Annotated in this window: 8 protein-coding genes and 1 tRNA gene; 4 read left to right on the top strand and 5 right to left on the bottom strand. The window is 65.0% G+C overall.

Annotation, left to right across the window (positions count from 1 at the left end; translation table 11 throughout):
- A partial coding sequence (locus EN780_RS17020; RefSeq protein WP_133372630.1) for a chromosome segregation SMC family protein occupies positions 1-1527 on the top strand: 1527 nt, incomplete at its 5' end.
- Positions 1528-1627: 100 nt separating this feature from the next.
- Here EN780_RS17020 and EN780_RS17015 read toward each other — a convergent pair.
- Complete coding sequence (locus EN780_RS17015) at positions 1628-2752, bottom strand: NAD(P)/FAD-dependent oxidoreductase (protein WP_128274779.1); 1125 nt, start codon at positions 2750-2752, stop codon at positions 1628-1630.
- A gap of 271 nt (positions 2753-3023) precedes the next feature.
- On the opposite strand from EN780_RS17015, the gene EN780_RS17010 reads away from it, so the two are divergent.
- Positions 3024-4400 (top strand): aspartate aminotransferase family protein, encoded by a 1377-nt coding sequence (locus tag EN780_RS17010; protein WP_128274778.1) that lies wholly within the window; start codon positions 3024-3026, stop codon positions 4398-4400.
- Between the two features lie 49 nt (positions 4401-4449).
- On the opposite strand, the gene EN780_RS17005 is transcribed toward EN780_RS17010, so the two are convergent.
- The 4 genes from EN780_RS17005 to EN780_RS16985 all read right to left on the bottom strand — a co-directional run bounded on the left by EN780_RS17005 (position 4450) and on the right by EN780_RS16985 (position 6855).
- Positions 4450-4524: transfer RNA gene (locus EN780_RS17005), tRNA-Gln, on the bottom strand.
- A 160-nt stretch (positions 4525-4684) separates the two neighbouring features.
- Positions 4685-5029 carry a VOC family protein gene (locus tag EN780_RS17000; RefSeq protein WP_127284010.1) on the bottom strand — a complete coding sequence of 115 codons (345 nt, stop codon included), beginning with the start codon at positions 5027-5029 and terminating at the stop codon, positions 4685-4687.
- 165 nt (positions 5030-5194) lie between these two features.
- Positions 5195-5428, bottom strand: coding sequence for a sugar phosphate nucleotidyltransferase (locus tag EN780_RS16990; protein ID WP_245499993.1), 234 nt, complete (start codon positions 5426-5428; stop codon positions 5195-5197).
- Complete coding sequence (locus EN780_RS16985; protein WP_128274780.1) at positions 5425-6855, bottom strand: phosphomannomutase; 1431 nt, start codon at positions 6853-6855, stop codon at positions 5425-5427. The genes EN780_RS16990 and EN780_RS16985 overlap by 4 nt, the downstream gene beginning before the upstream one ends.
- Before the next feature lie 446 nt (positions 6856-7301).
- On the opposite strand from EN780_RS16985, the gene ppdK reads away from it, so the two are divergent.
- Complete coding sequence (ppdK, locus tag EN780_RS16980; RefSeq protein ID WP_128274777.1) at positions 7302-9986, top strand: pyruvate, phosphate dikinase; 2685 nt, start codon at positions 7302-7304, stop codon at positions 9984-9986.
- Positions 9987-10227: 241 nt separating this feature from the next.
- Entirely contained in the window at positions 10228-11343 is a 1116-nt protein-coding gene (locus EN780_RS16975; RefSeq protein ID WP_128274776.1) for a glycosyltransferase family 9 protein, read from the top strand.
- Positions 11344-11618 lie beyond the last annotated feature (275 nt).

Genomic DNA, 11618 nt, shown 5'->3' with positions numbered 1-11618 from the left:
GTGCAGGCCACCCGCGTCCTGCGCGAGGTCGAAGCAGCCCTTGCCCAGGCCGAACAGGCGCTGCGCCAGGCAAGCGAGGCCGAGCGCAATGCCCGCCAGGCCGGCCGCGACGCTCAGCATGGGTTGGATGCCGCCCGCAACGCGCTTGCCGAGGCCGAGAAGGCCGGCGGCGAGCTGGTAAGCCGGCGTGCCGCGCTCGACGAGGCGCGCGCCCGCGTCGTCGACAGCCATGAGGAAACCCAGGCGGCTTTCCTGGAAGCCGAGATGCTGCTGCAGGCCGCGCCCGATCTCGGCGACCTGCAGCTGCAGCTCGAACAGTCCTCGGCCAATGTCTCGCGCGATCGCGCCACCCTCGCCGACGCGCGCGCCGTGCATGAGGGCTTGAGGCGCGAGGCCGAGGCCCGCACCCGCCGCCTCGAAGCGATCGGCGCCGAGCGCCGCAACTGGCTGGAGCGCGCCGAAAACGCCTCGACGCAGATCGCCGCTCTTGGCGAGCGCAGGGCGGAAGCCGAGGCCGAGCGCGAGCGGCTGGCCGACGCTCCGGACGAGATCGACGCCAAGCGTCGCGCGCTGCTGTCGCAATTGACCGAGGCGGAGACTCTGCGCCAGGCGGCGGCCGACCGTTTGCAGGAAGCGGAGAACCGGCAGGCCGAGCTCGACAAGGCCGCGACCGCGGCGATTCAGTCGCTGGCCGAGGCGCGCGAAACCCGTGTCCGCGCCGAGGAGCGGCTGACGGCCGCCGATGAGCGGCGGCTGGAGGTCGAGGCGCGCATCCAGGAGACGCTGAACACGCCGCCGCACCTAGTCATCCGCCACACCGGTCTGGAAGCCGATGACCCGATGCCCGAAATGGCCGAGGTCGAGCGCCAGCTCGATCGGTTGAAGGTCGAGCGCGAGCGGCTCGGCGCCGTCAACCTGCGCGCCGAGGAAGAGCAAAAGGAGCTGTCCGACCGGCTGGAGACCATCGTTTCCGAGCGCGAGGACATCATCGAGGCGATCCGCAAATTGCGGCAGGCGATCCAGAGCCTCAACCGGGAAGGGCGCGAGCGGCTGCTGTCGGCCTTCGAGGTGGTCAATGGCCATTTCCAGCGGCTGTTCTCGCATCTGTTCGGCGGCGGCACCGCCGAGCTGCAGCTGATCGAGTCGGAAGATCCGCTAGAGGCGGGGCTCGAGATCCTCGCCCGCCCGCCGGGCAAGAAGCCGCAGACCATGACGCTGCTCTCCGGCGGCGAGCAGGCGCTGACGGCGATGTCGCTGATCTTCGCCGTGTTCCTCACCAATCCGGCACCGATCTGCGTGCTCGACGAGGTCGACGCGCCGCTCGACGACCATAATGTCGAGCGCTTCTGCAATCTCATGGACGAGATGTCCCGCACCACAGAGACGCGCTTCGTCATCATCACCCACAACCCTATCACCATGGCGCGCATGGACCGGCTGTTCGGCGTCACCATGGCCGAGCAGGGCGTCAGCCAGCTGGTCTCGGTCGACCTGCAGGCGGCCGAAGCCATGCGTGAGGCGAGCTGAATATATCGCCCGCAACGCGCGGCCTTGCTCCGGGGGTGTTGGCGGGGTCCTTAGTGGCCCGCTTAGCTGACTATCGAGGTGCTTGTAGTTGGGCGGTGCATCAGCGCGCACTTGGTCCCAGAATACGCCCGACATGCGCGGCGATCGCCAGGCTGGACGTCAGTCCGGGGCTTTCTATGCCGAACAGATTGACCAGGCCTTCGATGCGATGGGTTGCCGGATCCTGGATGACGAAGTCGCTGTTGGCCTCGCCGGGTCCGGAGAGCTTTGGGCGGATGCCGCTATAGGCTGCCTGCAGGCTGCCGTCGGCGAGCTCCGGCCAGTATTTGCGGATGGCATCGTAGAAGCGCTCGCCGCGCGCGGGGTCGACGCGGTAGTCGAGCCTGTCCGTCCATTCCACATCCGGCCCGAAGCGCGCCGTGCCGGCGAGGTCGAGCGTCAGATGGACGCCGAGCCCGCCGGGTTCGGGCACCGGATAGACAAGCCGCGAGAACGGCGCCCGCCCGGCCACCGAGAAATAATTGCCCTTGGCGTAGCGAAGCGTGGGCAGGAACTGCCGGTCGAACCCGTCGAGCGAGGCGGCAAGCGCCACCGCGCCGAGTCCGGCTGCGTTGATCAGGTGTGAGGTGGCGATCTCGAAACGCTCGCCGCTTGCGCTGTCCATCGTCTCGAGGACGATGCTGCCGCCGGCGCCGATCCGGCCGGAAACGACGCGCGTGTTGAGCGACAGCATGGCGCCTTTCTCTTCGGCCTCGCCGAGCAGGGCGAGCATCAAAGCGTGGCTGTCGATGATGCCGGTGGAGGGCGACAGCAATGCCTTGGTGCAATGCAGCGCCGGCTCCAGCGTTTGCGCCTCGGCTGCGGAGAGAAACCGCAGGTCGTCAACGCCGCAAGCGGCGGCATTGGCGCGAATGGAGGCAAGCACCGGCTCCTGTGCCTCGTCGGTTGCGACGATGAGCTTGCCGCAGCGCCGGTGCGGGATCGACCGCTCCGCGCAGTAGCGGTACAGAAGCTCGCGCCCGTCAACGCAGTACCGCGCCTTCAGTGACCCCCTTGGGTAGTATATGCCGGCGTGGATGACCTCCGAATTTCGCGAGCTCGTCTCGGTGCCGATGGCGTCGGCGGCTTCGAGGATCAGCGTGTCGAGGCCTTGTGCGGCCATGGTGCGCGCAACCGCCAGGCCGATGACGCCGGCGCCGGCGATGATGCAATCGACCTGTTCCATGCCCCCGTCCATTTTGGTTGCGCAAGCGGCACCTCACAGCCTTCAAGGATCATAGGCTTGTTGTCCAGTGCCGGCGATCATGCGCCTGGCCGCGGCATTGGGGTGGTGCGAAGCAGCGTTGGGAACTGCATGGCGCTCGATCATGACAGAGCGGCTCTTGCGGCCGCCTGCCGCCATGATGCATCAAGCCTCTCAAATGCGAGGCGGAACCTTGGACTTCTCATCACAGAGACGGTCTGTTTGGCCCGCACGCCTGCAGACAGGAGCCAGCATGGACGCCCAACCCAATTCCCCTGAAGCCCGCGACATCCGCTACCACCTGCATGCCTACACCAATGCCCGCAAGCATCAGGAAACGGGTCCGCTGGTCATCGAAAAGGGCGACGGCATCTATGTCGAGGACATTGCCGGCAACCGCTATATCGAGGCCATGGCAGGGCTGTGGAGCGTTGCGGTCGGCTTCTCGGAAAAGCGCCTGGTCGAGGCCGCGACCCGGCAGATGTCGAAGCTGCCTTTCTATCATGACTTCGGATCGAAGGCGCATTCGCCGCTGATCGACTTGGCCGAGAAGCTGGTGCAGATGGCGCCGGTGCCGATGAGCAAGGCCTATTTCACCAATTCCGGCTCCGAGGCCAACGATACGGCGCTCAAGATGATCTGGTACCGCTCGAACGCGCTCGGTCAGCCGGCGCGCAAGAAGATCATCAGCCGCAAGCGTGGCTACCACGGCGTCACCATAGCCGCGGCAAGCCTGACCGGGCTGCCGAACAACCATCTCTCCTTCGACCTGCCGATCGCCAATGTGCTGCACATATCGACGCCGCACCATTGGCGCGACGCCAGGCCGGGCGAGAGCGAGGAGCAGTTCTCGAGCCGTCTTGCCGACGAGTTGGAGAGCCTGATCCTTGCCGAGGGACCGGAGACCATTGCCGCCTTCTTCGGCGAGCCGATCATGGGCGCCGGCGGCGTTGTCGTACCGCCCGCCTTCTATTGGGAGAAGGTCCAGGCCGTGCTGTCGAAATACGACATCCTGCTCGTTGCCGACGAGGTCATCTGCGGCTTCGGCCGGACCGGCGAGATGTTCGGCTCGCAGGCCTTCGGCATCAAGCCCGACGTCATGGTGCTGTCGAAGCAGATTTCCTCTTCATACCTGCCGATCTCGGCCCTGCTCATCAACGACAAGGTGTTCGAGCCGATTGCCGACGAAAGCAATCGCATCGGCACCTTCGGCCATGGCTTCACCGGTGGCGGCCATCCGGTCGCGGCAGCGGTCGCGCTTGAGAATGTGAAGCTGATCGAGGAGCGCGACCTTGTCGGCAATGCGCGCAGGGTCGGCGCGCATTTGCAGGCGCGGCTGCGCAAGCTCGCCTCGCATCCGCTGGTCGGCGAGGTGCGCGGCGTTGGACTGATCGCGGCCGTCGAGCTGGTCGCCGACAAGGCGAGCAAGGCGCCATGGGGCAAGCCTGCCGCTCTCGGTGCGCTGGTCAACGGGTTGCTGCAGCAGAATGGCGTCATCTCGCGCAACATGGCCGACGCCATCGCTTTCTGCCCGCCGCTGATCATCACCGAGGCTCAGGTCGATACGCTGGTCGATGCGTTCGAGCGGTCGCTCGATGCCGCCCTGCCGCAGGTTCAAGCGCAAGGCTGAAAACGGGCCGCTCAAAGCGACAAGTCGCTGATGTCTCGTGCTGTTGGTTTGGCTGGGGCGCCAGGATTCGAACCTGGGAATGTCGGTACCAAAAACCGATGCCTTACCACTTGGCGACGCCCCAACAACCGCAACGTGCCCGTTGCGCGCGGCCTTATAGGACGAGCCGGCGCAAAGCTCAATGCTCGGACAGGTCTCATCCAAGGTAATCTTGCCGCATGTTTCGCCGTCGACTGACCGGCGCGCCTGTCCGAGGGGCGGCCCGAGGACCGGTCAGTTTGCGTCTATTCGCCCCAGACGGCCAGCTCGTTGCCGGCCGGATCGGTGAAATGGAAGCGTCGTCCGCCTGGAAACGAGAAGATCGGCTTGACGATGGCGCCGCCGGCATTCTCGACCGCCGCAAGCGTTTCCTCCAGCGCCTCCGAATAGAGCACCGGCAGCGGCTTCGCGGCGGCTTCGCCGGCATCGGCCTGGAAACCACCGTCCAGCCCCTCGGCAAAGGCCGAATAGGTCGGCCCGTAGTCGGTGAAGGACCAGCCGAGCGCGGCGCTGTAGAAGGCTTTCACGCTATCCAGCGTGCCGCCGGTCGCCGGCAGTTCCAGATAGTCGAGCTTCCCGGTCAGTTTCATGGCGCAACTCCTTACTATGTTCTTGTTATGTTCTATAACGCCGAGCGTCGTCCTGCAAGTCCGTCCTTGCCGTCGACGATCCTGACGTCTTTCTCGATGCCAAGCCATTTCAGGCGCGTCGTGTTGACGTCGGCCGTGCTCGATCGCCGCGCAAGTCCGTGGACCTCATACCCCTTTGCCGAGTTCGTCGAAATCGTCCGTCGTCAGGAAGAGGTGCTCCCGCGACGTCACGGTGACAAGCTCGACGACGTCCTTGATCGAGGCGGCGCGCAAGGCGGTGTGCTGGATCAGCGAATGCCCGTCCGCCACCTTGAGGAAGGGTTTGGGGTGCGACTGCCGCGAGGCGGGCCACAGGCGCGAGCCGGCTCCGCCGCTGATGATGACCGGAACGACTTTCATGACGCGACCTCTGGGCCGGTGGATGCGAATGCCCGCGCCTTTTCCAGCGTCAGCGCCACGATCGCAGTCGCCCTGTGATAGGTCGCGGCCTCCGAATAGCACCGCAATTCCGGCGCATTTCCGGACGGCCGCAAATGGATGATCTCGCCGCTATCCATCCGCGCCCTGAGGCCGTCGGTTTCATCGATTTCGGCGACGGTACCAAACGGGGCCAGGAACTGCTGCAGCGCATCCGGGCCAGCGAGTTCGGTCATCAATTTGCGTGAGTTCTCCAGCGGGAAGCTCTCGAGGCGCTCGCTGGCGCAGAATGGAAGGTGCCAAAGCTCGCGCAAGCGCGACAGTGGTCTTTTCGTAGATGCAACGGTGCCAAGCACGGCCATGATCGGGAGGAGCGAGTCCCGCGTCGGCAACGCGGGCAACGTCTTTCCATTCAACTGGCAATTCGACCCCAGGAGAACGCCGCCATTGGCCTCGAAGCCGATGACGACCTTGCCGTCGCGGTACGCCGCCTCCATGCCGGCGATGACGAAGGGGGACCCGACCTTCGTTCTCCTCACCTCGAAACCCAAGGCATCTGAAATGCCGGAATTGGAGGTCACGGGCGTCACCACCGTATCCGCCGCGACGAAAAGAGCCGTAACCAGCCCGATCAGATCGCCCCGGAACAGATCACCGTTCCCGTCGGCAACAAGCGGGCGGTCGGCGTCGGCGTCCGTCGACACGATGGCGTCGAGAGCGAATTCGCGGGCCCAGCCCTTCAGCTTCGCAAGCGTGCCTGCGTCCACGGCTTCGGTATCGACGGGCATGAAGGTTTGGCTCTTTCCGACAGGGACTGCCTCGGCGCCGAAAGAGCGAAGGACCTGCACCAGCAATTCCGCCGCGACCGAACTGTGCTGGTAGACGCCGATTCTCATTCCGGATAGGGAATCCGGCCCCAAAATGCCGTTGGCGCGCTCTAGGTAGCCGGCAACGGCTTCATCGTGATGCGATGGCCAGGCCGTTTCGGCAGGCGCCGGCGGATCGTACACGTTTGACCTTTCGGCGACATACTGCGTTATCGCAGCCTCGTCCGCTTTGTCGATCTCGCCATTCGGGCGATAGAATTTGATGCCGTTGCGGTCGGCGGGAATATGGGAGCCGGTCACCATCAGGGCGGCCGCGCCATGCTTTTGGGCATAAAGGGCGAGGGCCGGGGTGGGGATGACCCCGCAATCGATCGGCTGGAATCCGCTCGCGGCCAGTGCCGCCATGCAATTGTCGGCAATCGCGGGGCTGCTGTCGCGCATGTCGCGGCCGACAAAGACCGGGCCGCTCGACTGCAAGCCGCTTGAAGCCAGGCGCCAGGCGAACGCCTCGGTATAGAGTCCGCTGGGCTTCCCAACCAATTCCGAGGCCAAACCTCGGACGCCGCTCGACCCGAATTTCATCATTCCGCTTTTGCTGTTTGGAAAGTTAGGTCGGTAATATTGGAGTGGGGTTCGCTGTCAACAAAAAATCATACGGGCACGTCTGCTGACGTGGTTGACCGAAATCCTGGCCGCTCGATTTCGGCAGCGCCTCGATCTATCGCGCGGAATTTTAGCGGGTCTGCATTTTGCAATGTATTCCTGATGATGAGACCTATGACAGGTTGCATAGCGCTCTCCGGATACTCTGGTTGCATCCATTCTGGCGGCCTCGGACCATCCGGTCTTTTTGACGCAGCTTTTAGTTAATCGATTTTAGCGGTTTTCCTTAATCGATTGTAGCGGCCGGCCGGCTTTGCCGACGCCTTGCCTTTCGCAGTGCAGCATCATATCGCTCGATTCGGACAGGGCGGAGCCAAGGCTACGGGCTTCGCCAACCTGCAATCTGCGACCGTTGGAGGGCGAGCATGACCAAGTGGGTTTACACCTTCGGCGATGGCGCTGCAGAAGGCCGTGCCGGCGACCGCAATCTTCTTGGCGGCAAGGGTGCCAACCTGGCCGAGATGTGCAGCCTCGGGCTGCCGGTGCCGCCGGGCTTCACCATCACCACCGAGGTTTGCAACGCCTACTACGCCAACGGCCGCACCTATCCGTCCGAGCTCGAGGCGGATGTCGCGGTGGCGCTTGACCATATCGGCCGGCTGACCGGCCGCCGCTTCGGCGATCCGGCGAAGCTGCTTCTGGTGTCGGTCCGCTCAGGCGCCCGCGCTTCCATGCCGGGCATGATGGACACCGTTCTCAATCTCGGTCTCAACGACGAGACGGTCGAGGCGCTGGCCACCGATTCCGGCGATGCCCGCTTTGCCTATGACAGCTACCGCCGCTTCATCCAGATGTATTCCGACGTCGTCATGGGTCTCGACCATGAGGTTTTCGAGGAGATCCTGGAGGACGAGAAGGCGAATCTCGGCCATGAGCTCGACACCGAGCTGACGGCACTCGAATGGCAGGGCGTGATCACGCTTTACAAGGCCAAGGTCGAGGAGGAACTGGGCAAGCCGTTTCCGCAGGATCCGAAAGAACAGCTCTGGGGCGCGATCGGCGCGGTGTTCTCTTCCTGGATGAACAACCGCGCCATCACCTACCGGCGCCTGCACGACATCCCCGAGAGCTGGGGCACGGCGGTCAATGTCCAGGCCATGGTGTTCGGCAACATGGGCGACACGTCCGCCACCGGCGTCGCCTTCACCCGCAACCCGTCGACCGGCGAAAAGCAGCTCTATGGCGAGTTCCTGGTCAACGCCCAGGGCGAGGACGTCGTCGCCGGCATCCGCACGCCGCAGAACATCACCGAGGCGGCGCGCATCGCCGCCGGCTCCGACAAGCCGTCGCTGCAGAAGCTGATGCCGGAAGCCTTCCAAGCTTTCGTCGACATTTCCGACAGCCTGGAAAAGCACTACCGCGACATGCAGGATCTCGAATTCACCATCGAGCGCGGCAAGCTTTGGATGCTGCAGACCAGGTCCGGCAAGCGCACCGCCAAGGCGGCGCTGAAGATCGCCGTCGAGATGGCGAGGGACGGGCTGATCACCAGGGAGGAAGCGGTCGCCCGCATCGATCCCGCCTCGCTCGACCAGCTCTTGCACCCGACCATCGACCCCAAGGCCGCCCGCGACGTCATCGGCGTCGGCCTGCCTGCCTCGCCGGGCGCCGCCACGGGCGAGATCGTCTTTTCCTCGGGCGATGCCGAGGACGCCAAGGCGCAAGGCCGCAAGGTGATCCTGGTGCGCATCGAGACCAGCCCCGAAGACATCCACGGCATGCACGCCGCCGAAGGCATCCTCACCACGCGCGGCGGCATGACCAGCCATGCCGCGGTGGTGGCGCGCGGCATGGGCAAGCCCTGCGTGTCCGGCGCCGGCTCGCTGCGCGTCGACTACAAGGCCGGGACGCTGATCTCGATGGGGCAGACCTTCCGCAAGGGCGACGTCATCACCATCGACGGCGCCAACGGCCAGGTGCTGAAGGGCGCGGTGGCCATGCTGCAGCCGGAATTGTCGGGCGATTTCGCCGCCATCATGGAATGGGCCGACGCCGCGCGCCGCATGAAGGTGCGCACCAATGCCGAAACGCCGCTCGATGCGCGCATGGCGCGCTCCTTCGGCGCCGAGGGCATCGGGCTTTGCCGCACCGAGCACATGTTCTTTGATGGCGACCGCATCGTCGCCATGCGCGAGATGATCCTGGCCGATACCGAAAAGGACCGGCGCGCCGCGCTTGCCAAGCTCCTGCCGATGCAGCGTTCGGATTTTCTCGAACTGTTCGAGATCATGGCCGGCCTGCCGGTGACGATCCGGCTGCTCGATCCGCCGCTGCACGAATTCCTGCCCAAGACCGAGGCGGAGATCGCCGAGGTCGCCGCCGCCATGAATGTGTCGCCCGACAAGCTCCGGCAGCGCACCGAGGCCCTGCACGAGTTCAATCCGATGCTCGGCCATCGCGGCTGCCGTCTTGCGGTTTCCTATCCCGAGATCGCCGAGATGCAGGCACGCGCCATTTTCGAGGCGGCCGTCGAGGCCGGCCACAAGGCCGGCGCGCTGGTGGTGCCGGAGATCATGGTGCCGCTGGTCGGCATCGTGAAGGAGCTCGACTACGTCAAGGCGCGCATCGACGCGGTCGCCGCCAGCGTCATGCAGGAAACCGGCACGAAGATCGACTACCTGACGGGTACGATGATCGAGCTCCCCCGCGCCGCCATCCGCGCCCATGTCATCGCCGAGGCGGCCGAGTTCTTCTCCTTCGGCACCAACGATCTTACCCAGACCACTTTCGGCATTTCGCGCGACGATGCGGCCTCCTTTCTGGAGACCTACCGGCAGAAGGGCATCATCGAGCAGGATCCGTTCGTCTCGCTCGACATAGAGGGCGTCGGCGAATTGGTGCGCATCGCGGCCGAAAAGGGCAGGGCGACGCGGCCCGGGATCAAGCTCGGCATTTGCGGTGAGCATGGCGGCGATCCGTCGTCGATCCGCTTCTGCGAGGAGGTCGGCCTCGACTATGTGTCGTGCTCGCCCTACCGCGTGCCGATCGCCAGACTGGCCGCGGCGCAGGCCGCGGTGAAGGTGGCAAAGACATCAGCAAAACGCGACTGATCTTTTCGGTCGCGGTGTCGCACGGATTTCCGACCGGAATCCGCGACAAAACCACAATCCCGGGCGGAGCATTCTCTGGCTTGCCAGAGAATGCTCCGGCTAGCCGATCGGCATGCCGGTGGGCTCGCCGCCTTACGGTTTTGTAAGCAAAGTCACGCGAACGTGCGCTTGCCGGCCCCCATTCTCGACATCGTTTCCGCCCAGTCTCCAGGGTCTCCGATCCCCCCGGCGCCCGAGACAGATGTTGCAGATTTCCCCCGCCCCCTTCCGCTCGATCCTCATTCTACAGACGAAGTTCATCGGCGATCTCGTTCTCGCCTCGGCGCTGGCCAGGAACCTCCAGCTCGGCTATCCCGGCGTCGGGATCGTGTTCCTTTGCGAGGCACGTTTCGCCAGCTTTCTCACCGCCCACGGCATCGCTTCCGATGTCGTCACGTTCCGCCGCGCCATGATGCGCGGATCGCCGCTGCAGCGAGGGCGCGAGCTGTATTCGATGGTGCGCAGGCTGCGCCGGCACCGCTTCGACATGACGATCGACCTGACCGATTCGAAGACCTCACGCATCATCAGCAGCCTCGTCAACGCCCCGACCAGGGTCGGCTACCATCCGTCCGAAAGGCCCTTGCGATGGCACGAGCGTCAGCCGGCCAACGTTCGGGCGAGGCCGTTCGGCTTCGGTGAGCGGCACTATCTCTACCGATACCTTTCGCCGCTCGAGGCGCTTGGCGTCGACCTGCGCGTGAGAGCGCCGTCGATGCGCCCATTGGCTGTGGAAACAGCGCGGGCGCTCGCCTTGCTGGACAAATACCATCTCAGGCGAAGCGGTTTTGTCGCGGTGCATGCCGGGGCGAGTTTTCTCGGCCGGCGCTGGCAGCCGGAGCGCTTCGCCGCCGTCATCGACGAGATTGCGCGCGAGACCGGGCTGGATTTCGTGCTCGTCGGTGGCCCGGACGAGCACAAGGCGGCCGACGAGATTGCCGCGAGGACAGCCTCGCCGGTCGTCAACTTTGTCGGCGCGCTTTCGCTCGAAACGCTGTTGGCGCTGCTGAAGGAGGCGCGGCTTTTCCTCGGCAATGAGAGCGGACCGATGCATATGGCGGCGGCAGCGGGCACCCCTGTCGTCGGCCTCTACGGGCTGACCAATCCGATCCGCTGGGGGCCGGTCGGCGTGGCGAGCATCGCGCTGCAGCCCTCCATGCCTTGCGAATGCGTAGCAAGCGACTTCTGCAAGCCGACCGACCCGAGCAAGGCGTGCTGCGTCTGGCGCCTGGAAGTCGGACCTGTAACCGACGCCGTGCGCGAGATCCTTGCGCGCACCGAAAAGCAAACGGCAAACGCGCTCTCGCGCTACGCCTGAAGCAAATTCTCGTGACGGCGTTCGTCGCACGGGCGCCGTCCCGATTTTCGCCTTGATGCGGGTCTTTTGGCTGGATATTGCAACCATCCTGCTTCGACCACCGGCCCGGAAATCGATCATGCGTCTCTTGCGGAAACATCTTTGCGCGATTGCGCTGTCGGTTTGCGCCGTGTCCACGGCCGGCGCCGCGCCGCTTGTCGAGCCGACGCTGCATCTGAAACCGCAGGCAGGCGGCAGCGGCCGCGTCGCGCTGACGCTCGACGCCTGCGGCGGCC

Source organism: Mesorhizobium sp. M4B.F.Ca.ET.089.01.1.1 (genome assembly GCF_004022605.1).
In the GTDB taxonomy this organism is placed as follows: Bacteria; Pseudomonadota; Alphaproteobacteria; order Rhizobiales; family Rhizobiaceae; genus Mesorhizobium; species Mesorhizobium abyssinicae.
The sequence above is the reverse complement of the archived record's forward strand: the minus strand, read 5'-3'. Positions and strand labels throughout refer to the sequence as shown.

Coding starts and splice junctions, on each gene's coding strand:
- EN780_RS17015 (WP_128274779.1), bottom strand. CDS start 2,752: ATGGAACAGGTCGATTGCATCATCGCCGGCGCCGGCGTCATCGGCCTG.
- EN780_RS17010 (WP_128274778.1), top strand. CDS start 3,024: ATGGACGCCCAACCCAATTCCCCTGAAGCCCGCGACATCCGCTACCAC.
- EN780_RS17000 (WP_127284010.1), bottom strand. CDS start 5,029: ATGAAACTGACCGGGAAGCTCGACTATCTGGAACTGCCGGCGACCGGC.
- EN780_RS16990 (WP_245499993.1), bottom strand. CDS start 5,428: ATGAAAGTCGTTCCGGTCATCATCAGCGGCGGAGCCGGCTCGCGCCTG.
- EN780_RS16985 (WP_128274780.1), bottom strand. CDS start 6,855: ATGAAATTCGGGTCGAGCGGCGTCCGAGGTTTGGCCTCGGAATTGGTT.
- ppdK (WP_128274777.1), top strand. CDS start 7,302: ATGACCAAGTGGGTTTACACCTTCGGCGATGGCGCTGCAGAAGGCCGT.
- EN780_RS16975 (WP_128274776.1), top strand. CDS start 10,228: ATGTTGCAGATTTCCCCCGCCCCCTTCCGCTCGATCCTCATTCTACAG.